The sequence below is a fragment of the Mycobacterium lentiflavum genome (genome assembly GCF_022374895.2).
Taxonomy (GTDB): Bacteria; Actinomycetota; Actinomycetes; order Mycobacteriales; family Mycobacteriaceae; genus Mycobacterium; species Mycobacterium lentiflavum.
This window is the reverse complement of the sequence record NZ_CP092423.2, coordinates 4,369,715-4,390,132: the sequence shown is the minus strand read 5'-3', so window position 1 is coordinate 4,390,132 and position 20,418 is coordinate 4,369,715. Positions and strand designations below refer to the sequence as shown.

Below are 20,418 nucleotides of genomic sequence, written 5' to 3'. Positions count from 1 at the left end.
GCACCATGGGCACGGTGTGTTCGCGTTACCTGGCCGTGGTGCTCGGCATCGTCGCGATCCTTGGGGTACCCGCGATCTCGGTGCACGCGGCGACACCGGTCTGGAACGGCAAGTACTCGTTGGTGAGGTACGCCGTGAACAAGACCGGCACCAGCGTGGCAGCCGGTCAAGCCGAACCGACCTTCAGCGCGGACTACGTCTTCGTGACGTCGTGCGCGTCGGGCAAGTGCGTCGCCACCGCCACGAACGGGCCTGTCCCGAAAAACCCGACGTTGCCCCAGCCGTCTCACTACACATGGGATGGCGCCCGCTGGGTGGAGCACTTCGATTTTCAGTGGGATTGCTACCTGGGCGAAGGGGTTCCGAAAGTCTGGGCACCCGCGAAGTCGTGGGCGTTCTACACGCCGCAACCGGACGGGACGCTGCGAGGCGCCTGGCACACCGACATCGCCAGCGGCCCATGCCGCGGGACGGTGGAGATGCCGGTGGCAGCGTTTTCAGCGGGCCCGCAATAGCCGCGGCGCGCTCACCTGGTTACGGGCAGTAGTTGGATTCCGCGGCGCTCACAACGCCGGTTGCGTCGCTGAGGCTGATCCCCGGGTTCTTACTCTGCACCACCTGGGCCAGCTGATCTGGGGTCTCGCCGGCGGCGCGGTCGACGCAGATCAAGTGCCCGAGCTGGATCAACCCGGTGGGGTCCCCGGTGAGGCCGATCTTCTTGATCTGTGCGAGGTAGGCGTCATCGTCGGCGACCGCAATCCCGGTGCCCACGGTCAACGCGGCAGCAGCAATTGCGGGGACCGTCAACAAGCACAGTTTGCGAGCAGAAATCATGGTCGGCTCCTTGTTTGGGAGGGGCGGTGCAACGGCATCATTATGCGGTTCGTGACGCGGGTCTGCGCGGCGAATTGACGAAGCGGGCAAAGGCTCGCGCCATGCTTGCCGCCGCGCGGGCGCGAACCGGCTCCCCATGTCCGTGACGGATACTTCGCTGGGCGCGGCGTCTACGGGGCCTTGCGAGGCCAAAGCGGGGGCGGCCATTGGTGACGCGCGATGCTGGTTCTCAGCAAATGGCCAGGCTGCGACATGAAATGCCGGAACTTTCGCATACTCGCGAAATAGTGCCCGGCGGCAATCATATCTTTTTCGGAGTTTCTCCCGAGTGCCGCTACCGGATAATGGTTAGGTCGGGAATGTGACGTCCCTGGTGAAGTTGTTCCGCGACACCGTCGCGGTTCGGATGGCCGTGGTCGTGGTGCTCGGTGTTGTCGTCGCCTTCCTGGTGGGACATGCCCTCGGTTCGCGGTATGCGTTGGTCGGTTGGATCACCGCCGCCGGAGTGTATGTGGTGTGGACGCAGCTCATCCTGCGCGGAATGGACGCTGACCAAACCCGCGTGTGGGCGACGCGAGAAGACCCAACCCGCTGGCTCGCCGACGCGATCATCCTGACCGCAAGCGTGGCCAGCCTGGGCGGTGTCGGGTATGTGGTGGCCGCCGGGTCGCGTTCCGGCGCCGAGGCCCTCCAAGCGGCCATCGTCGGCGTTTTGAGCGTCGCGGCGTCCTGGTTCGCCGTGCACACGCTATTCACCGTGCACTACGCGCGCCTCTACTATTCCGGCGTTCCCGGCGGCATCGACTTCCATGATCCGGAGCCGCCGCGGTTTCAGGACTTCGCGTATGTCGCCTTCACCGTCGGCATGACGTACCAGGTGTCAGACACCGAGATCAACCTGACGTCCATCCGGGCGACGGTGTTGCGACAAGCCCTGGTGTCCTACCTGCTGGGCGCGGTGGTCCTGGCGGTCACGATCAATTTGATCGCAGGGCTGGGCTCCAAGGTGTGATCGAAACCTGGTGCAGCTAGCCGATTCTCGTGAGGGTAAAGGTGTCGTGCGGGTCGGTGAGGCCGCAGGGCGCGGTGCTATCCAGGAAGACGGCAAGGCCGGTGAGCGTCAGCGGGTCCCATGATTGGTGAACGGTGACCGGATGCAAGCTGTTGTCGTTCGCACAGATCGCGGCCTCCGGGATGGTGCGGGTCACGCTGTACTCGCCGTCAATGAACGGGGCGTTGAACCCTTGATCCGGCGCGGTCGTCACGTGCGCGACGCAGACCTGCTTGCAGGTGGTGTTGATGGTCCACATTCCGGTGTCGCCGTCCTCGTCGGCGTAGCGGTAGACGCCGTTCATTCTCGTGTCGTCGGCCGCGGCCAGTGGCTCGGCCTTGGCTGGGGGTACCGGCAACGTGGCCACGCCAGCAAAGAATGCAGTCGCCGCGATGAATATGCTGATCCTCATCTTTATGCCCTCATGTCGTGGTTTTACCGTCGCGCGGCCACCTGACGAGAACGTATCAGCAAACTAATAGCGAGGATCGCTCTGCGCTGAAACGCATATCGAATTGAAAGACAAATTGGTCGGCTGTACCGAAAGGTTCTATGAAATCGACATGCGTCGCTGCCGGGCCGCGGCACTCAGCAGTGCGGCGCCCAGCACCTCTGGTTAGGGCAATAGGTCGCGTGCGCGATGCCGACCATGGCTGCGACGTCACCGACCGCGATGCCTCTCGGGTCCAAGTTGGCGTGCACGTCCCGGGATATCTGGTCTGCCGTCCAGCCCCAGCCGAGATCGTCACAGATGAGCTGGGCCATCCCGATCAGGGCTTCCTCGTGTCCCGGCGGCCAAGACAGGCCGGCGGCGCGCAGTTGAGCAAGGTATCCGTCATTGACGGGATCGGCAGTCGCCATCGGTGCGCTCGCAACCAGGGCGGCACCAACCAGTGCGGGGGCGGTAATTCTGACCAGCCAGGCGGGTGTGGACATGGAGTCATTGTGCGCCAAACGTATGAAGAACAAAGAAAGTCGGGATAGCCGTTGAGTTCCCTTGGCAATCATGGGCGCCCGGCGAGACCCGCGGCGGCCCGGATCTGTCGACGAGCCGCGGCCCGATCAGTTTCGGGAAATATGTAGTGGCTCAAGGCAGTCCGTGCGATAGCGCCGGCAAGGTCGCGGGGATCCACCGCCGCGGCCAGCGCCCCCTCGCGGGCGCAGCGCTGCAAAACCCGAACCAGCCCCTCGGTGATCATGGGTAGTGCCGCGGCCATCTGGTCGTGCGCGAAACCCGGCTCGAGGTCGAGCAGCCGCCCGGGCGGCTGAGCTTCGAGGAACCCCGCGACGACGTCGACCGCCGCCGCCAAGCGCGCGACACCGACGACTCCGGACATCGCGTCGTCCATCGCTGTACTGAATCGACGGCGTTCGCGCTTTCCCATCGCGTCGATGAGCTCTTCTTTGGACACGAAGTACCGGTAGATGGTGGGCCGTGACACTCCGGCCAGCGTCGCGACGTCCGACAGCGACAATTTGCGGGCGCCGGTCCGGAAGATCAGCCGCTCCGCCGCGTCCAGGATTCGGTCGGACAGATCTCCGTGATCTGAACGGGGTCTGCGTGATTCGGCGGTCGACACCGTGGCGGCCCCTACAGTTTGCCGAGTTTGCGTAGCCACGAGATCAACAGCCGCAACCCATCGTCAAACGACATCGGCGCGTATCCGAGGCGACGGGCGGTCAGGTTGGTCGTGGTTCGGGGCTTGCGCTCGCTGCGCGCCGCGGCTTCCGCGATGGCCATCAAAGTGGGCCCGAATTCGGCGGTCAGCGCCTCGGGGTCGGTGCGGTAGTCGAGGTCCTCGACGCGGTGGTCGATTCCGGCGACCTCGCAAGCGCGGTTGATGCCGCCCGCTGTGCTGAAGGTGTCCTCGGGCCGGCCGACCAACAGGTAGCGCTCGCCGGCCACCCCGTCGTCCAGAGCGGCGATCGAGCCCTTCGCGACATCCGCTCCGGCTACCCAGGTCACCGGAAAGGCTAAGTAGCGCTTGATCTTTCCGCGCATACCCGCCAATAGCACCCGGTTGAAACTGGTGCGGTGCAATGCCCGTTCCACCACCAGGCCGGGCCCGAAGATGGCGCCCGGGTGACACGTCAGCACGTCATCGCCGGCAGCCGCGCGCCGGTGGGCCTCCTCGAAGGCGGCGAGCTTGGTGACGGTGTAGGGATCGCCGGGCGGGTTCTTCAGCACCGGCGCCTCTTCGAAATCGACGCCCGTGCTCAGATCGAGGAAGGTGGCCGTGCTCAGCGCGACGACCCGGCGCATCCCGTGGGCCTTCGCCGCATCCAGGACGTTCGTGGTGCCGACCAAGTTGACGGCCTGGAAATCCTCCAGGTCCTGGCTCGCGCCGCCCAGCAGCGCGGCACAGTGGATCGCCGCCTCGGCGCCCTTGGCGGCGCCCCGCACATCGTCGGCGTCGCTGATATCGCCCTTGACCAATTCGACGCCGATGTCGGCCAGCGCGGTGGCCGCGCCGGGATCGCGTACCAGGGCGCGGACGTGGTCGCCACGCTCGATCAGCTGCTGGCAGACGTTGCCGCCGGTTTGACCGGTGGCGCCGGTGACGAAGATCGTGCTGGCCATCGCGGCCTCCCTCGGACTGCGTTACATATCGAACATATTTAGTGAGAACTGTAAACCGTGAAATGGGAATGTTCTATAGTCGAGGCCATGGCACTCGATCCCACCAGCGTGCTCCTGACCGATCGCGTGGCCGTCGTCACCGGTGGTGGCGCCGGCATCGGCCGTGGCATCGCGGCCGGGCTGAAGGCATTTGGCGCACGGGTCGCGATTTGGGAGCGCAACCCCGATACGTGTGCGTCCGCCGCCGAGCAGATCGGTGCTCTCGGGATCCCCGTCGATGTGCGCGACAGCGCCGCGGTGGACGCCGCGCTGGAGCAGACGTCGGGCCAGCTCGGCACGGTGACGATCCTGGTCAACAATGCCGGCGGCGTTTTCTGGTCGGGGATCCTCGAGACCACCGAAAACGGGTGGGACGCCCTCTACAAGTCGAATCTGCGCCATGTGTACCTGTGCACCCAACGGGTGGCCCGCATCCTCGTCGAGCAGAAACTGCCCGGCAGCATCATCAGCGTCACCTCGATCGAGGGAGTGCGTGCCGCCCCGGGTTACGCGACGTATGCGGCCGCCAAAGCGGGCGTCATCAACTACACCAAGACCGCCGCGCTCGAACTCGCTCCGCACGGCATCCGCGTCAACGCGCTGGCCCCCGATATCACGCTGACCGAGGGCATCAAGGCGATCGCGCCGCCGGGCTCCGAGCAGCGCTTCGGACTCACGGTTCCGATGGGGCGCGCGGGTCACGTGGACGAAATGGCCGGCGCGGCAGTATTTCTCGCGTCTGAGATGTCCAGCTACATCACCGGCCAAACGATCCATGTCGACGGTGGCACGCAGGCCGCCAGCGGCTGGTATCACCACCCGGAGACCGGTGTATACGCGCTCGGGCCGACAACTCAATAAAATTCGTTAATTCACGTCCGCCGGTCACAATGGCGGTTGTGTTGATAAATGCTGCGATTAATTAATCGCTGGTATTCATTGCGACATGTGCTGACATTCCGCCGTCAATCGAAATCATTTGTCCGGTGATGTAGCGGGACTGCTCGGAAGCCAGAAAAACAACGAGTTCTGCGACGTCTTTTGGTTGTCCGACGTACGGCGTCAGGGTGGCTCGGCCCAGACCGTCGACGATGTCGGGGGACAGGTGTGCGCGCACGGCGTCGGTCATGATCAAGCCGGGCACGACGGTGTTCGCCCGGATGCCGCCCTTGCCCTCGCTGGTGGCCACATACATCGTCAGCGCGTGCACGCCCGCCTTCGAGACGCCGTAGGCCAAGCGGGTGCGGTCACCCGACAGCGCCGCGCCCGACGACATGTTGACGATCGAACCTCCACCGCCCCTGCGCATTTCGGGAACGGCGTACTTGCACATCAGCAGCTGACTTCCGAGGTTGACCTGCAACGAGCGCTGCCAGACATCGAGCGAGATCTCGCAGACCGTGGTGTCGCGAGACAAGAAGCTGCTGGCGGTCAGCGCCGCGTTGTTGTGCAGGACATCGACCCGGCCGAACTCGGCCACCGTGGCCCGCACCACGGACCTCGCCACGTCTTCCTCGGCGAGGTCACCGCCCAGGGCGATTGCTCGAGCGCCGGTTCGCCGCATCCCCTCGGCTACCCCATCGGCCTTGGCCTCGTCGATATCGACGACCGCAACGGCGGCGCCTTCGCGGGCCAATTCGGCCGCGGTCGCCGCACCAATCCCGCCGGCACCTCCGGTAACTATTGCGACCTTTCCGGCAAGTCTGGACATCGCGTTCTCCTTTTCAGTGCCGCACAAAAAAGATAGCCTGAATTAATGCCGCGTATTGCACCAATCCCGATGGAAGAACTCAGCGCGCACTCCCGCGAAATCGTCGATGCCGGCGTTGCCGCCGGGCTCTACGCGACGCCGGTGCCGTTGCAGATCTTCGCCTATCGCAGCGCGCAGCTCGAACAGGTGAACATGGCGCGAACGCACCTCGGCGCCGGCACCCTGCTGGGCGGCCGGATCCTGGAGTTATTGCGCATCCGCAGCGCGCAGCTCGGTGAGTGCGAACCCTGCAGCCAATCGCGCAAGCACGAGTCGATCACCGACGAGGACGTCGTCTGCCTGCTGGCACCGGGCCACGGCGACCTCACCCCGCAGGAGCAGATGGCGGTCGAGTTCCTCGACCTGCTGTCGGCCGACCATCACGCCATGGACGACGAGTTCTACAAGCGGTTGGGCGAGCATTTCACCGCCGCACAGATCATCGAGCTTGGGTTCACCTGTGCCGGTGTGATGGGGTTGCACCGCTTCATCCACACCCTCAACGTGTACGGCGACTCGCCACCGGTCATCGCATACGACCGGGATCAGGTCGACAGCGCTAAGCCGGTGTGAGGCGGCGGGCCGAAAATGCAACGACGCCAACGTATTTCCTCGTGCGACGCGGATGGTTCCACATTTGTCTGGGCGTGAGCCCGGCGCATGATCCATACTGCAGCAGTGAGCGACCTGCTGGCCTTGTGCGCCGATCTCCCTCGAGAGTCGTGGCAACCCGGTGAACTCATCATCGAAGCCGGCCGGCTGGCGTCTCGCCTCTACGTCCTGACATCCGGATCGGTGACGGTCGAGCGTGACGATGTGCCCTTCGCGCGGATTGACACTCCCGGCGCGGTGTTCGGCGAGATGGCGCTGGTGCTCGGTCAACCGGCCACGGCAAGCGTTCGGGCGAGCTCCGAGACGCAGTGCCACGTCATCGACGATCCGGAAACCTTTCTTACTGAACGGCCCGGCGCCGCCCTGGCAGTACTGCGCTTGACCGCGTCGCGGCTGGACGGCCTGACCCGCTATCTCGTCGACGTCAAGGAGCAGTTGGCCGACGAAGTGGGCCACCTGGGCATGCTCGGACAGATCGTCGACACGTTGGTGCACCACCACGCGGCGGTCCGGCCCGGCTCGGTTCGCGACCCCGACGGCTGATGATCGCCGCTATTTGAGGCAGATCGATTCGCCGCCGAACACCCCGAACCAGTCGGCGGTACCGGCTTCGGTGTCGATCATGATGTGCGGCGGAACCATGCCCGCCTGCTTGCCGGCATTGAAGACCAGGGTCTGGCCGAGACGATCGTGCCAGGACCCGCCCTTGACCCATGGCGCCTGGTGAATGTGGCCGCTGAGGACCATATCGGGTTCGTACTGGGCAATCCAGGCCGCCAGATCCGCATCGGCGAAGACCCGCCGCCCGTCGTTACACAGCACTGTGCCGGCAGGCGGCGCGTGGTGTAGCCAGACCCAGCACTCGGGCCGCTCGACGGCGGCCGTCGCTAGCTGCTGCGCCACCGCCTTCTTGGTGATTTCGCCGTCCCACCATGGGCACATGGTGAAGCGGTATCGGTCGATATCGACGCTTTGGCCGTCGGAGAAGAAGCGCCCGGCCCGCGATCGGCGCAGCCACGAGGCGACTTGCTCGCCGTGTTCACCAGGGCCGTCCAGGTCGTGATTGCCGGAAACAACCAGAACCGCGGCGACGTCTGCCAACCGATCCAGATAGCGTTCGAGCACGACGATCTGCACCTCGAGCGGCACGGCACTGACCGCGTCAGCGAGATCACCGACGATCGCGACAATGTCCGCTGAGGGTGCCTGCGCGACGAGCCAGTCGTAGTGAGCCAGGCGGTAGTGCAAATCGGACGCGGCAAGAATCCGCACGGCGTCAGGCTACGCGTCCTGGTGCGGCGGCCGGGTTAGCGGGTGGCGAAGTCGAACCGACCGCCGGATGGATTTGCGCTGACCGATAGAGCTGCTAACAATGGCATTGCTGCACAGCCGATTACAACTCGCCTGACGCCGTCCTTACGGCTGGCATGTCAGCGAGCGCCGTGCAATCGAGCACAAACGGGTACCTCGGCTTCGTGACCCCAATGCACAGAGCACTTCGATTCACCGGTCTGTTGGCCAGCTCGCTCGTCTTCGGCCTGACCCTGGCGCATGTCTTGCAATCGCCGGGCAGCCGCGGGCTAGATGGTCCGACTTGGCTGATTGTGCAGCACACTTTTTACGGGGGCTTCGCCGTCGTCGGCGGCGCCGCCGAAATCGTCGGCCTGGTGGCCAGCGGGGGCGATGCCATGTTGTCGCGGCGGCGGCCCTGCGGCGCCATCGCGCCCGCCTTTTCCTCGCTGTGCCTGTTCGGCACGCTAGTCAGCTACTACTTCGGAAACCGGCCGGTGAACGCCGAAGTGGCCGGCTGGACACCGGGCACGCTACCTGCAGACTGGACTTCTTTTCGGCAGACATGGGAGATTGCACATGCCCTGTCGGCGTTGCTCGGCGCCGTCGCCTTCATCACGCTGCTGGCGGTGACAATCTGGCAGTCGACGGTCACGACTAAGACGCACCGTTAATCCGTTGCGGCAGTTTGCGTCTCGTGCCACTGCTCGATGTTGCGCACCCCGTCGCGCACGAACGGGCTCGCCCGCAACAGCGCGAACAAGGCGTCGCGCACCAGCGAGCCGGGGAAGCGCAGCGGGCGCTTCACGTGGAGTAGCAAGATGACGCGGTGATCCTCGGTGTTGTTCCACACCTCGTGCGGGAACATGTCGTCGAAGATCGAGATTTGGCCCTCTTGCCATACCACCTCATGGTCGCCGATTGCCATCCGACATTTCTGGCGGTCGCGCGGCACCATGAGGCCCAGGTGGGCGGTGACGATGGCCTTGGTCGGCCCGGTGTGGCGCGGCACATGCGCGCCGGGCAGCATCACCGAGTACATAGCGGTCAATAGGCCCGGGATGCGCTCGAGGGCCCGCGCCGTCTCTGGACAGCGGGCGCAGTTCACGTCGCTGCGGATCCCGTAGCCCCACAGGAAAAAGGAGCGCCAGCGGCCATCGACCGCGATCTTTTCGTGATCGACCGAAACGTCGCGCAACGCGGGTACGGCCATCGGGTCGCGCATCAACTCCTGCGCCTCGTCACGGATGGCGGTCCAGTTCTCGGCGAGGTCGGTCGTCCAGGCGAAAACCTCGTTCGGGAAGACCTGGTATTCCTCAGTTGCGGCGAACCGCATCATGATCCGGTCGACGATCGGTAACAGCCAGAGGCCGAAGGTGATGATCAGTTCGCGGCCGGACTTGAGCCTTACCATCTTGTATTCGACTGTCCTCGAGAACATTCCGATCGCTCGTACGCCTTATACCGTGCGGCTCGAGCGGTGCGTCGGGACTCGTTGGAGACTGGCGGGCGCTGACGGCGCGCCAGTCTCCAACGAGTCCCCGTTTCGGTAAAAGCCCTTCTCCCATTCCTTATGAGCCTTCTTCCCCTCCCTGATGAATGGGGTGAAGGCTGCGATGTTGAGGAGCAGCCAATTGACGAAGGAGGCCGGGAAACGCAGCGGCTTAACGAAGTCCACGAACAGCACGACGCGGGTATCGTCGGAACGGTTCCACGCCTCGTGCTCGTAGGAGTCGTCGAAGATCAGGACCTTGCCTTCGTCCCACTCGCAGACTGTGTCGTCCACCCTGATCGCGACCGTGCGGGGCGGCGCGTCCGGCACGAGCAGGCCGAGGTGCAGGCGCAGCACGCCGTTGTAGGGTCCGCGATGCGGCTTGAGGTGCTTTCCTGGCTCGAGCACCGAGAACATCGCCGTCTTCATGCCGGGGATCGTCTGCAGGATGCGCCAGGTTTGCGGACACCGACGAATGGCCTCATCCGACTTGGCGCCATAGCAGGCGAAGACAAACGTTTTCCAGTCGCGGTCGGTGCTGATCGAGCGCAGCTCACTCAAGATCTCGTGGCAGCCGGGCAATTCCTCCTTGCGGGTAAGCAGGCTGTCGAGTTCGGTGCGGATGTGGTGCCACTCGCGCTCGACGTCCATCGCCCACGGAAAGTCGCCGACGTTATACACGGGTCGATTACCGAGTTTCGAGTACTTCTCGTTGAGCTCCTGAGCCCATTCGGCGACACCCATCAACGCTCGATTCACGAGTCCAGGCCGGCTCAAAGTGTCTTCGACACCCGCGGTGCGCCGGACCGAACGTGCCATGAATTCAGCCTTTCTGTCGCCACTATCACGCATTACATATCGTCGAACGGCCAAACGCTAGTCGCGTGGGTCGATCACGTCAACGGCACACACCGTCGAGCGAAATGCATAGGGGCCGGTTATGGCCAACCCTCGAAGGCTGCGCACCAACCCTAACCGCAACCTGGGCCGCCGCTCAACACACTTACATGCCAACACGTTTCGTCACTGACTGGCCACGCAATGGCAACGAGACTGACAGGTTGTCTTACCCACCGGTGGCTACCACTCGCCCGAAACGCAAGATTTGGAGGCCAAGGTCGTTGCGGATAACCCGGGGCGGTGCGAGGATATCCGCGAAGAAAGCAATAGCGGCAAGCTGAATCAATGCTTAACGTACCCGAGAAAAAGGGTTGTCATGCGTACCGCAGTTTTCGGCGCGATAAATTCTTGTACCGTAAATACACCTTCCATCAAATTGCTTGTCACAAAAGTGCTCAGGCCGATCGGGCACGGGCCAGTCGCCGGGTGCGCATGAGCGAGCATGCCCGGCCAGTGTTGGCCGCGCTGATCGGGGGCGTGGCATACGGTTGCTGGGCGGCGTTTACTCACCACCGGCTCGGCTTGGCCGCGGAGATGCACGCGGGCTTCGCGCAGCTAGCACTGAGCGTGATCGCGACCCTGGTGGCGGCGCTGATCCTGGAACGGCTTTTCCGCTGGCCGTCGAATCCCGTGCGCGGCTTCTGGTTGGCCGCGCTCGGAACTTCGACACTGAGTGCGGTTTGGCTCTATCTGGGCCATGCGCTGGCGGGCACCCCGAACATCGTGGTGACTATTGCACCGCCCGTGATCATTGGCACCGCGTCCGACTTCCTCTATGCCGGTGCACTGCTCGTGCTAGCCAGGCGCGGCGCAGGCACCCACGGGGCATCCGTTCGCTGAGTGCGCGGCCGCAGCCATGCGTACCGAGGCCGAGGTCAGACCAAGCGGTTCAACGGTGAACCGAATCAGCTCCGTCACGCGTCAACAGATCCTGAACAGGGGAGCAGGCGATAATGGCACTAGTCCACTCGTCGGTCTGGCGGGCCACCCAAGACGGTGGGTCTGGCAGCGTCACCTCGTGCGTGGTGGTGGCGACACTGGCCGGCCTCGTCCTCCAGCTGGTGGTCCTGCCGCTCTGGATGCTGCCGGCAGATGCGGCCTTCGGATGGCTGCTAGTACCGATCGCGCTGCTCTCAATGCCGTTCTGGTCGCTGATCCACGAAGCCATCCACGGCACTTTGATCGGCCACAGGCCATGGAACGACCGGTTCGGGCGGGTACTTGCCATCGGCTATGGTGCACCTTTCGTGCTGCTCAAGTCCGCTCATCTCCTGCATCACCGCTACAACCGGACCCGCCGGGAACGGACCGAGATCTATGATCCGGCAACCTCGAGTTGGGCGGCCGCGGCTCCTGGTTACTACCTGCATCTTCTCGGTGGGCTTTACGTCATCGAGGCCGCTTCGGTGTTACTCGTCGCCGCGCCGCGCCGGCTCTGGCGCTACCTGGCGCGCCTGCTCGATTCGCCCGACACGTTCGCCGGCATGTTGCTCGAGGGCATCAGCCGACGGCACCTCCGCGAGTTCCGTGCGGATGCGGTTTCGGTGGTCCTGGTGTACGTGGCGGCGGGCTTCGCCTACGGTCGGCACGTCTGGATGCTCGTCGCCGCGCTCGTCGCCCGCGCGGTGCTGATCTCCATCGCGGACAACGCCTACCACTACGGCACCCGCCTGGACGCGCGGTTGGAGGCGCTGAACCTCCGGCTGCCCGGACTCCTGGAACGGTTGCTCCTCGCATTCAATTTGCATGGCGTGCATCACCGGCATCCGGGCCTGCCGTGGTACGAACTCCGCTCGGCGTTTTTGGCCGACGGCGACGAATTCCATCTCGGCTGGTTCACGGCCACCGCGCGGCAACTGCGTGGCCCGATCTCGGCTGATGCGCCCGGTCTTCGTCAACCCAACGTTGTCGAGCACTCCACCGAGCAACGCTAAACCCAAAGGGAGACAAGGGCGTTGACAACGTCGGGGCGAAACCCAATCCGCGTCAGGTGGAGTTCTGCCGTGAGTAGCTGTTGTTGAGGTTGTCCTGCAGGACGTACGCGCTGGTCGTGGTGGTGAGGACATGCAGCGGTACGGATAGGGTCCGGACGTCGTATTTCCATCCGGCCGGAGGCGTCAGCCGGGATGCCAGACCCGGTAGATCGGCCGGTGAGAGTGTGGGGTCGGTCTTCTGGCTCCAACTCTGCATGACCCAGCGCGTCCCGTTCGGTTCCACCAGTTCGTAGACTTGCCGCCCAGCGTCGAAGTTGAACTCAGTCCCGCGATTCACCAGGTGCGGGGTGTAAGGCCGCGCGGCCGTCACCGGATTGCCGATGTCGACGGTGGCATCCTTGCGCATCGCGATCCCGCCGAAGGTCGTGGTTTGGCCTGCCGCACCGTCCTTGGCGATGGAGTCCACCAGCCAGTACCGCGGTCCGCTGAGTACCGCGGTCAGCGCGCCGTTGTCGTCGGCGATCTTGTCGGCATCCAGTGTCGCCCAACGCGATTGCGGGCAGTCGTTGAGCCCATAGGAGTTGTACACATCAGCCGATAACCCGGCCAGGCCCGCGCGGACGAGAAGGACCTCGCAGTACCGTTTGCCCCGCAGGTGGGTCGCCACAACTCGGGCGGTGACCGATGCCGCCGGGGCGGTTGTCGGCCCGGTGCCGCAGGCCACTGCGATGAGGATCACCCCGAAAATCCCCAGGGTTGCGGCGACCCGGTGTCGGTGAGACGTCATGGCGGCAAGTAAAGCACCGTCGGTGATGTTTTGCGAGTGCGACTAGCAATATCTCCGGTCGCGATCTAGTCTGGCCAAGGTGAGGGCAGAACCTGTTGACGTCCAACCCGGTGATGTGGGCGGCGCGCAAGCGGACGGACGGCGGGCGCGCCGCGAGCGCGGCCGGCAGGCGGTGGTCGACGCGGCCTTCGCGCTGATCCTGGAAGGCAAGATCCCCCCGTCGGCGCACGATGTCGCCGAGCGGGCCGGTGTATCGGTCTCGTCGGTGTTCCGCAACTTCGACGGCCTGGCCGACCTGCAGGTTCAGGCCTTGGACCGATTCCGTTCCCGCTATTCGCATTTGGTCGCCGCCAGGCCGGCGCCGGGTGCCGATCTCGACGCACGGATACGGTTCTTCGTGCACCATCGCGTGAGCCTTTACGAGCAAGCCGGACCGCTGTTGATGCTGGCACGGATCCGCGCACTGGACTACGAGACGATGGCCGCGGCGGTCGCCTACAACCGTGCCGCGCTCGCGGCCCAGACGCGGGAGTGCTTCCAGCCCGAAACCGTAGGGCGGACAACGACGGACGCCTCAGATCTGGTGTCCCTGCTGGACGCGCTGACGTCCCCGGAAGCGTTCGAACTGTTGGCCAGGACCCACGGCCGGTCTGCGCGACAGATCGCCCGGTCATGGCGGTCGGGGCTACGCGTCTTGATCTCAGGGTGGCCACCGCTACCAACTTCCGAGGAAAGGACCATCCCCGAATGACCCGAGCGTCCCGATTCGAAGGAACCATCGGCCGCACCGTGGCCGACTCGCAGCCGTGGTTCGATGAGCCACCCCATCCTGGGGTTGACGCCCCGAACGTGGTGGTGGTGTTGCTCGACGACACCGGGTTCGCGCAGTTCGGGTGTTACGGCTCCGACATCGACACCCCGCACGTCGATGCGCTGGCCGCAAATGGCCTGCAGTTCACCAACTTTCACGTGACACCGCTGTGTTCGCCGACAAGGGCGGCGCTACTGACCGGCCGATCCCAACACGCCGTCGGTATGCGGTCGGTGTCGAACTTCCGCACCGGGTTCCCGCACCAATTGGGCCACATCGCCAACGACGCGGCGACTATGGCCGAGGTACTCCGCGAGCAGGGGTACGCGACGTTCTGCGTCGGCAAATGGCACCTCGCCCCGTTGGAACAGTGCTCGGCGGCCGGCCCCTTCGACCAGTGGCCGCTGGCCCGCGGCTTCGATCGCTTCTACGGTTTCCTCGAGGGCGAAACCGACCAGTTCCATCCTCAACTGGTCTGCGACAACCACCCGATCGAACCGCCCGCCCGGCCCGAAGACGGCTACCACCTGTCCCAAGACCTAGTCGATCAGGCTCTGAAAATGGTGTCGGATTCACGCGGTGTGCGACCCGACCGGCCGTTCTTTCTCTACCTGCCCTTCGGTGCGACCCACGCCCCGCATCAGGCGCCCGAGGCTTACCTGGCCAAGTACCGCGGCAGATATGACGAAGGATGGGACCTCTTGCGGCAAAGGTGGTTTGACCGCCAGCTCGAATCGGACGTCGTGCCGGCTAAAACCGAACTGGCCCCGCGCAACCCCGGCGTGGACGCCTGGGCCGATCTCGGCGACGACCAACGTAAGCTTGCCTGCCGGCTCCAGGAGGCGTTCGCGGCGTTCCTCGATCACACCGATGACCAGATCGGCCGCCTGGTCGCGGGCCTACGCGATCTGGGCCAACTCGACAACACGCTGCTGCTGGTACTTGCTGACAACGGCGCGTCCCAGGAGGGCGGACCGTACGGCGTTCTCCACGAGATGAAATTCTTCAACGGCATCTTCGACACGCCCGAGACGGTGATGCATCGCCTCGATGACATCGGTGGCCCGCACAGCCACACCAACTATCCGTGGGGCTGGGCGCAGTGCGGAAACACCCCGTTCAAGTGGTACAAGCAGAACACTCACGAAGGCGGCGTGCACGTGCCGATGATCGTGCATTACCCCGACCGGATCGCCGTGGATCAGCGTGGAACAAAACGCGATCAGTTCGTCTACGTCTCCGACATCGCCGCGACGGTCTACGACCTCCTCGGAGTTACACCACCACATAACTACCGCGGCATCGAACAGCTCCCGGTCACCGGCCACTCTTTCGCCGGCCTCATCGACGACCCGGACGCGCCAGCCGCCAACACCGTCCAGTACTTCGAGATGATGGGCAGCCGCGCGATCATCGCCGGCGACTGGAAAGCCGTGTGCAAGCACACCCCGGGTGCCGATTTCGACACCGAACGCTGGGAGCTCTATCACCTCGGCACAGACTGGTCCGAGTGCACCGACCTGGCAGCCGAACAGCCCGAGCGGCTCAGCGAACTGATCCGGCTGTGGTGGGCGGAGGCCGAAAAGCACGGTGTGCTCCCGCTCGACGACCGCACCATTGAGCTGTTCGGCGCCCGATTCCGGCCGAACTCACCCCACCCCGTCGACCAGCACTACGTCTACCGGCCACCGATGTCCCCGCAGCCCGGACAAGCGGCCGCCGCCATCGGAGGCCGTAGCTTCGACCTCACCGCGCGGATAACCCGAAGCCAGGGTCAGGACGGCGTGCTGTTCGCCACCGGCACCGAGAACTCGGGCATCGCGGTATTCGTGCAGAACGACAAGCTCGTGGTCGACTACAACGCGTTCGATGACCACTCGATCGTCGAATCGGCCGTCGACGTCCCCGCCGGCGATTCGACGCTGGTTGTGCGGCTGCGCCGGGGCGCGGGCCGGACGGGGTCGATCACTGTGCAGGTCAACGGCCACGCGGCGGGCTCGGTCGAGCTGCCGCTGGTCATGATGATGATCTCGTCGGTCGGCGCCAGCATCGGCTACAACCACGGATCGGCCGTGTCCGGCCGGTACCAGGCACCTTTCGCATTCGCGGGGAAACTCCACGAACTCGACATCCAGCTCGTCGATGACCAGGATCTCGCCACAACTGGAGCCGAGGCGGCAGCCGAAATGAGCCGGCAATGACCGGCTGCCCGGCTGGCCGGTCTGGTGTCCGGCGACGTGTTGCGCAAGCCGACTCCGCAGGGTCGTGCGCATTGGACGGTGCTGAACGCCCGAAGGGAGATCGTCCATGATGCCCGGGTGGTGGGTATGGCTGGTGGCGGCCGCGCTCTACGGTGGTTTTCGACTGTTCTACGACAATTGGCGCGGCAAGCTGCGGCAGGGCGAGATCGACACCATGCTGGCCCAAATCGAGGCGCGGGGCTCTGGCGGCGCGACTGATCTCGCGGTGGTGCGCACCTTCCTCGAAGAGGACGACGGCCGCGAATTCGTCATGGTCAATCTGGTGCGCGTGCCCGATACCACGGTCACCGATCCGGACACCGGGGCCGAGGTGCCGGCGAACGCGATGATGCGGGCCTATTCCAAGGCCTTCATGCCGCTGCTGCTACGACACGGCGGCCATCCGGCGCTGGCGACGCGCAAAGTCGGCGGCTACATCGATTCCTGGATGGTCGGCCCCGATCCGGGCTGGAGCATCGTCGGCTTTATGCGCTACCGGTCGCGCCGTGACATGCTCAAGATGGTGCTCAATCCCGCCTTCGAGGCCGCTCACAAATACAAGCCGCTCGGCGTCGCGGAGACCTTCTCCTTCCCGACCCAGCCCTTCCTGCGCGCTTATGTCAGCCCGCGAGTCTCGGTGTTCCTGATCCTCGCCCTGGCCGCCGCGCTCGCACAATTGGCCATCATTGCCATCCACGGGGGCGGTGGGTGAACACTCGAGTGGTCTGGAAGTAGAAGGTTTCGACTGTCGCCCGGGAACTGCTAGGGGTAGTTTGCCGCCGCCGGGGTTGGGGGAAGGTGAATCGCCTGGTCAGATGGTGCCCCCGGCAGGATTCGAACCTGCGGCCTTCTGCTCCGGAGGCAGACGCTCTATCCCCTGAGCTACGGGGGCGCACGATATAGATACTGCGCCAATGGGCTTCAAACTATCCGGGACAGACTAACGCATCCGGGTGGCAGCGCTGACATCGCAATGGATTCGAGGCGTAGGCACGCTAACCAATAGGATGGACGCTCGTGACCCCCGCTGACCTGGCTGAGCTGCTCAAGGTCACCGCATCCGCGGTGCTGGCCGAGCATGGCCTCGACGCGTCGGTGCTGCCGGCGACGGTCACGGTGGAACGACCGCGCAATCCCGAACACGGCGATTACGCGAGCAACCTGGCGATGCAGCTGGGCAAGAAGGTCGGCGCCAACCCGCGTCAACTGGCCGGATGGCTGGCCGAGGCGCTGGTCGCGGCCGACGGTATCTCGTCGGCGGAAGTGGCCGGACCGGGCTTCATCAACCTGCGCCTCGAGGCGTCGGCCCAAGCCAAGGTCGTCAACGACGTGATCGACGCCGGCGACCGCTACGGATACTCCGACACGCTGTCCGGCACCAAGATCAATCTGGAATTCGTCTCGGCCAACCCGACCGGACCGATCCACATCGGCGGTACTCGCTGGGCCGCCGTCGGCGATGCGCTGGGTCGACTGCTATCGACGCAGGGTGCCGACGTCACGCGCGAGTACTACTTCAACGACCACGGCGCGCAGATCGACCGCTTCGCCAACTCGCTGATCGCCGCGGCCAGGGGCGAACCCACCCCGCAGGACGGCTACGCCGGCACCTACATCAACGACATCGCCGCCCAGGTGTTGCAGAAGGCACCCGATGTGTTGAGCCTGCCCGAAACCGAGATGCACGAGACCTTCCGCGAGATCGGCGTCGACCTGATGTTCACCCACATCAAGGAGACGCTGCACGAATTCGGTACCGACTTCGACGTGTACACCCACGAAGACTCGATGCACACCAGCGGACGCGTCGACGAAGCTATAGCGCGGCTGCGCGAGGCCGGCAACATCTACGACAAGGATGGCGCAAGTTGGTTGCGCAGCAGCGCTTTTGGTGACGACAAGGACCGCGTCGTGATCAAGAGCGACGGCAAACCCGCCTACATCGCCGGGGACATCGCGTACTACCTGGATAAGCGACAACGCGGCTTCGACTTGTGCATCTACATGCTTGGTGCCGACCACCACGGCTACATCGCGCGGCTCAAGGCCGCGGCGGCCGCGTTCGGTGACGACCCCGCGACCGTGGAGGTGCTGATCGGGCAGATGGTCAACCTGGTCCGCGACGGCCAGCCGGTGCGGATGAGTAAACGGGCCGGCACCGTGATCACGCTCGACGACCTGGTGGACGCGCTCGGTGTCGACGCCGCCCGCTACAGCCTGACCCGTTCGTCGGTGGATACGGCGATCGACATCGATTTGGCGCTGTGGTCGTCGGCGTCGAATGAAAACCCGGTGTATTACGTGCAATACGCGCATGCCCGGCTCTCGGCGCTGGCCCGCAACGCCGCGGAGCTCGGCCTGATTCCCGACGGTGCCGGTTTTGAAGGCCATCTCGAGTTGCTCAGCCACGACAAAGAAGGTGCGCTGCTGCGCACCATCGGCGAGTTCCCGCGGGTGCTCGACACCGCGGCGTCGCTGCGCGAGCCGCACCGGATCTGCCGTTACCTGGAAGACCTTGCCGGTGACTACCACCGGTTCTACGACTCGTGCCGCGTATTGCCCCAGGGCGACGAACAACCCGGCGACCTGCACATCGCCCGGCTGGCGTTGTGCCAGGCCACCCGGCAGGTCATCGCCAACGGATTGGCGATACTCGGCGTCAGCGCCCCGGAGAGAATGTGAACGTCCATCCCGCCGGTCCCCGGCACGCCGAGGAAATCCGTCATGCGGACAGCCCACCCCGGCCGCAGTCGCCGGAGGAGCTGCTGGGCTTGGCGCCGAATGTCTGGCCGCACAACATGGTTCGCAACGACGCCGGGGTGGCCGTCATCGCCGGAGTCCCGGTGACCGATCTCGCCCAGGAGTATGGAACTCCGCTCTTCGTCGTCGACGAGGACGACTTGCGCTCCCGCTGCCGAGAGATCGCGGCGGCGTTCGGCGGCGGTGCTAATGTCCACTACGCCGCTAAGGCGTTCCTGTGCACCGAGATTGCGCGCTGGATCGACGAAGAGGGCCTCTGCCTCGACGTGTGCACCGGCGGGGAACTGGCCGTCGCGCTGCACGCCAACTTCCCGCCGGAGCGAATTACCCTGCACGGCAACAACAAATCTGTCACGGAGTTGACGACCGCGGTCAAAGCCGGGGTTGGCCATATCGTCGTGGACTCGATGACCGAAATCGAGCGCCTCGAAACGATCGCGGGGGAGGCCGGCGTCGTCCAGGACGTCTTCGTGCGACTCACCGTCGGCGTCGAGGCCCACACTCACGAGTTCATCTCCACCGCGCACGAGGACCAGAAGTTCGGCCTGTCAGTCGCCGGCGGCGCGGCGATGGCGGCGGTGGAACGGGTATTCGCGACCGATCACCTGCGGCTGGTCGGCCTGCACAGCCACATCGGTTCGCAGATCTTCGACGTCGCCGGCTTCGAGCTGGCCGCGCGCCGTGTGCTCGGCCTGCTGCAGGAGGTCGTCGCTGCGTTCGGAGTGGACAAGACTGCACAGATCTCGACCGTCGATCTCGGTGGCGGCCTTGGCATCTCGTACCTGGCATCCGACGACCCGCCCCCGATGGCCGAACTCGCGGCCAAGCTGAGCGCGATCATCAGCAATGAGGCCGCGGCCGTTGGTCTGCCCACGCCCCGCCTGGTGGTCGAACCCGGACGGGCCATCGCCGGACCGGGGACCATCACGCTCTACGAGGTTGGCACCGTCAAGGACGTCGAGGTCAGCACGACGGCAATCCGGCGCTACGTCAGCGTCGACGGCGGCATGAGCGACAACATCCGTACCGCGCTCTACGACGCGCAGTACGACGCCCGGCTGGTGTCCCGGGTCACCGACGCACCGGCGGCGCTGGCCCGCATCGTCGGAAAGCACTGCGAGAGCGGCGATATCGTTGTGCGCGATACCTGGGTGCCCGGCGATCTGGGACCGGGCGACCTGCTCGGGGTGGCCGCGACCGGCGCCTACTGCTATTCGCTGTCGAGCCGCTACAACATGATCTGCCGGCCTGCCGTGGTCGCGGTTCGCGATGGACGGGCCCGACTGATCCTGCGCCGCGAGACGGTCGACGATCTGCTGAGTCTGGAAGTGAGGTGA

At 65.0% G+C, this 20,418-nt stretch carries 23 protein-coding genes and 1 tRNA gene; 13 read left to right on the top strand and 11 right to left on the bottom strand.

Annotated features, from left to right (window positions below):
* The first annotated feature begins 5 nt into the window (after positions 1-5).
* Positions 6-515, top strand: a complete 510-nt coding sequence (locus MJO58_RS20375; protein ID WP_217493142.1) for an Rv2253 family sensor-like surface protein — start codon at positions 6-8, stop codon at positions 513-515.
* Positions 516-534: 19 nt separating this feature from the next.
* Here the strand turns inward: MJO58_RS20375 and MJO58_RS20370 are convergent, their stop codons facing one another.
* Positions 535-834: a DUF732 domain-containing protein gene (locus MJO58_RS20370; RefSeq protein ID WP_239720763.1), complete on the bottom strand. Its 300-nt coding sequence runs from the start codon at positions 832-834 to the stop codon at positions 535-537.
* A 406-nt stretch (positions 835-1,240) separates the two neighbouring features.
* Between MJO58_RS20370 and MJO58_RS20365 the strand changes: the two genes are divergently transcribed.
* The gene (locus MJO58_RS20365; RefSeq protein WP_090609510.1) at positions 1,241-1,846 is read left to right on the top strand and encodes a DUF1345 domain-containing protein; all 606 of its coding nucleotides are present in this window, start codon (positions 1,241-1,243) and stop codon (positions 1,844-1,846) included.
* A gap of 16 nt (positions 1,847-1,862) precedes the next feature.
* On the opposite strand, the gene MJO58_RS20360 is transcribed toward MJO58_RS20365, so the two are convergent.
* The 4 genes from MJO58_RS20360 to MJO58_RS20345 all read right to left on the bottom strand — a co-directional run bounded on the left by MJO58_RS20360 (position 1,863) and on the right by MJO58_RS20345 (position 4,466).
* Entirely contained in the window at positions 1,863-2,297 is a 435-nt protein-coding gene (locus tag MJO58_RS20360) for a hypothetical protein (RefSeq protein WP_239720762.1), read from the bottom strand.
* A gap of 176 nt (positions 2,298-2,473) precedes the next feature.
* On the bottom strand, positions 2,474-2,821 hold the full coding sequence (locus tag MJO58_RS20355; protein ID WP_239720761.1) for a DUF732 domain-containing protein: 348 nt from the start codon (positions 2,819-2,821) through the stop codon (positions 2,474-2,476).
* 68 nt (positions 2,822-2,889) lie between these two features.
* The gene (locus MJO58_RS20350; RefSeq protein ID WP_090605196.1) at positions 2,890-3,465 is read right to left on the bottom strand and encodes a TetR/AcrR family transcriptional regulator; all 576 of its coding nucleotides are present in this window, start codon (positions 3,463-3,465) and stop codon (positions 2,890-2,892) included.
* 11 nt (positions 3,466-3,476) lie between these two features.
* Positions 3,477-4,466 carry an NAD-dependent epimerase/dehydratase family protein gene (locus MJO58_RS20345; RefSeq protein WP_090605194.1) on the bottom strand — a complete coding sequence of 330 codons (990 nt, stop codon included), beginning with the start codon at positions 4,464-4,466 and terminating at the stop codon, positions 3,477-3,479.
* An 87-nt stretch (positions 4,467-4,553) separates the two neighbouring features.
* Between MJO58_RS20345 and MJO58_RS20340 the strand changes: the two genes are divergently transcribed.
* Positions 4,554-5,366, top strand: coding sequence for an SDR family NAD(P)-dependent oxidoreductase (locus MJO58_RS20340; RefSeq protein WP_090605191.1), 813 nt, complete (start codon positions 4,554-4,556; stop codon positions 5,364-5,366).
* A gap of 61 nt (positions 5,367-5,427) precedes the next feature.
* Here MJO58_RS20340 and MJO58_RS20335 read toward each other — a convergent pair whose 3' ends face one another.
* On the bottom strand, positions 5,428-6,216 hold the full coding sequence (locus MJO58_RS20335) for an SDR family NAD(P)-dependent oxidoreductase (RefSeq protein WP_090605189.1): 789 nt from the start codon (positions 6,214-6,216) through the stop codon (positions 5,428-5,430).
* A gap of 45 nt (positions 6,217-6,261) precedes the next feature.
* Between MJO58_RS20335 and MJO58_RS20330 the strand changes: the two genes are divergently transcribed.
* Both MJO58_RS20330 and MJO58_RS20325 read left to right on the top strand, forming a co-directional pair.
* Complete coding sequence (locus MJO58_RS20330; protein ID WP_239720760.1) at positions 6,262-6,828, top strand: carboxymuconolactone decarboxylase family protein; 567 nt, start codon at positions 6,262-6,264, stop codon at positions 6,826-6,828.
* Between the two features lie 105 nt (positions 6,829-6,933).
* Positions 6,934-7,410, top strand: coding sequence for a cyclic nucleotide-binding domain-containing protein (locus MJO58_RS20325; protein WP_175364511.1), 477 nt, complete (start codon positions 6,934-6,936; stop codon positions 7,408-7,410).
* 9 nt (positions 7,411-7,419) lie between these two features.
* On the opposite strand, the gene MJO58_RS20320 is transcribed toward MJO58_RS20325, so the two are convergent.
* Entirely contained in the window at positions 7,420-8,139 is a 720-nt protein-coding gene (locus MJO58_RS20320) for a metallophosphoesterase family protein (protein ID WP_090605181.1), read from the bottom strand.
* 212 nt (positions 8,140-8,351) lie between these two features.
* On the opposite strand from MJO58_RS20320, the gene MJO58_RS20315 reads away from it, so the two are divergent.
* Positions 8,352-8,831, top strand: a complete 480-nt coding sequence (locus MJO58_RS20315; RefSeq protein WP_239720758.1) for a hypothetical protein — start codon at positions 8,352-8,354, stop codon at positions 8,829-8,831.
* Here the strand turns inward: MJO58_RS20315 and MJO58_RS20310 are convergent.
* Together MJO58_RS20310 and MJO58_RS20305 are read right to left on the bottom strand one after the other, a co-directional pair.
* Positions 8,828-9,598, bottom strand: coding sequence for an aspartyl/asparaginyl beta-hydroxylase domain-containing protein (locus MJO58_RS20310; protein ID WP_239720756.1), 771 nt, complete (start codon positions 9,596-9,598; stop codon positions 8,828-8,830). The two genes, MJO58_RS20315 and MJO58_RS20310, sit on opposite strands and share 4 nt — an antisense overlap.
* Before the next feature lie 18 nt (positions 9,599-9,616).
* The gene (locus tag MJO58_RS20305; protein ID WP_239720755.1) at positions 9,617-10,393 is read right to left on the bottom strand and encodes an aspartyl/asparaginyl beta-hydroxylase domain-containing protein; all 777 of its coding nucleotides are present in this window, start codon (positions 10,391-10,393) and stop codon (positions 9,617-9,619) included.
* Positions 10,394-10,981: 588 nt separating this feature from the next.
* On the opposite strand from MJO58_RS20305, the gene MJO58_RS20300 reads away from it, so the two are divergent.
* Both MJO58_RS20300 and MJO58_RS20295 read left to right on the top strand, forming a co-directional pair.
* Complete coding sequence (locus tag MJO58_RS20300; protein ID WP_090605172.1) at positions 10,982-11,389, top strand: hypothetical protein; 408 nt, start codon at positions 10,982-10,984, stop codon at positions 11,387-11,389.
* Positions 11,390-11,502: 113 nt separating this feature from the next.
* Positions 11,503-12,483 (top strand): fatty acid desaturase, encoded by a 981-nt coding sequence (locus MJO58_RS20295; protein ID WP_239720754.1) that lies wholly within the window; start codon positions 11,503-11,505, stop codon positions 12,481-12,483.
* A 52-nt stretch (positions 12,484-12,535) separates the two neighbouring features.
* On the opposite strand, the gene MJO58_RS20290 is transcribed toward MJO58_RS20295, so the two are convergent.
* Positions 12,536-13,270 carry a hypothetical protein gene (locus MJO58_RS20290; RefSeq protein WP_239720753.1) on the bottom strand — a complete coding sequence of 245 codons (735 nt, stop codon included), beginning with the start codon at positions 13,268-13,270 and terminating at the stop codon, positions 12,536-12,538.
* Between the two features lie 79 nt (positions 13,271-13,349).
* Here MJO58_RS20290 and MJO58_RS20285 point away from each other — a divergent pair, with 79 nt between their 5' ends.
* The 3 genes from MJO58_RS20285 (at position 13,350) to MJO58_RS20275 (ending at position 17,033) form a co-directional block, all read left to right on the top strand.
* A complete protein-coding gene (locus tag MJO58_RS20285) occupies positions 13,350-14,021 on the top strand; it encodes a TetR/AcrR family transcriptional regulator (RefSeq protein ID WP_139043323.1) in 672 nt (223 codons plus the stop codon).
* Complete coding sequence (locus MJO58_RS20280; RefSeq protein WP_239720752.1) at positions 14,018-16,282, top strand: arylsulfatase; 2,265 nt, start codon at positions 14,018-14,020, stop codon at positions 16,280-16,282. Before MJO58_RS20285 ends, MJO58_RS20280 begins: the two co-directional genes overlap by 4 nt.
* A 106-nt stretch (positions 16,283-16,388) precedes the next feature.
* Positions 16,389-17,033: a hypothetical protein gene (locus MJO58_RS20275; protein WP_090605161.1), complete on the top strand. Its 645-nt coding sequence runs from the start codon at positions 16,389-16,391 to the stop codon at positions 17,031-17,033.
* Positions 17,034-17,137: 104 nt separating this feature from the next.
* On the opposite strand, the gene MJO58_RS20270 is transcribed toward MJO58_RS20275, so the two are convergent.
* Positions 17,138-17,213 (bottom strand) — tRNA-Arg (locus MJO58_RS20270).
* 125 nt (positions 17,214-17,338) lie between these two features.
* On the opposite strand from MJO58_RS20270, the gene argS reads away from it, so the two are divergent.
* Both argS and lysA read left to right on the top strand, forming a co-directional pair.
* Positions 17,339-19,003: an arginine--tRNA ligase gene (argS, locus tag MJO58_RS20265; RefSeq protein ID WP_090605158.1), complete on the top strand. Its 1,665-nt coding sequence runs from the start codon at positions 17,339-17,341 to the stop codon at positions 19,001-19,003.
* On the top strand, positions 19,000-20,418 hold the full coding sequence (gene lysA / locus MJO58_RS20260; RefSeq protein WP_239720751.1) for a diaminopimelate decarboxylase: 1,419 nt from the start codon (positions 19,000-19,002) through the stop codon (positions 20,416-20,418). Before argS ends, lysA begins: the two co-directional genes overlap by 4 nt.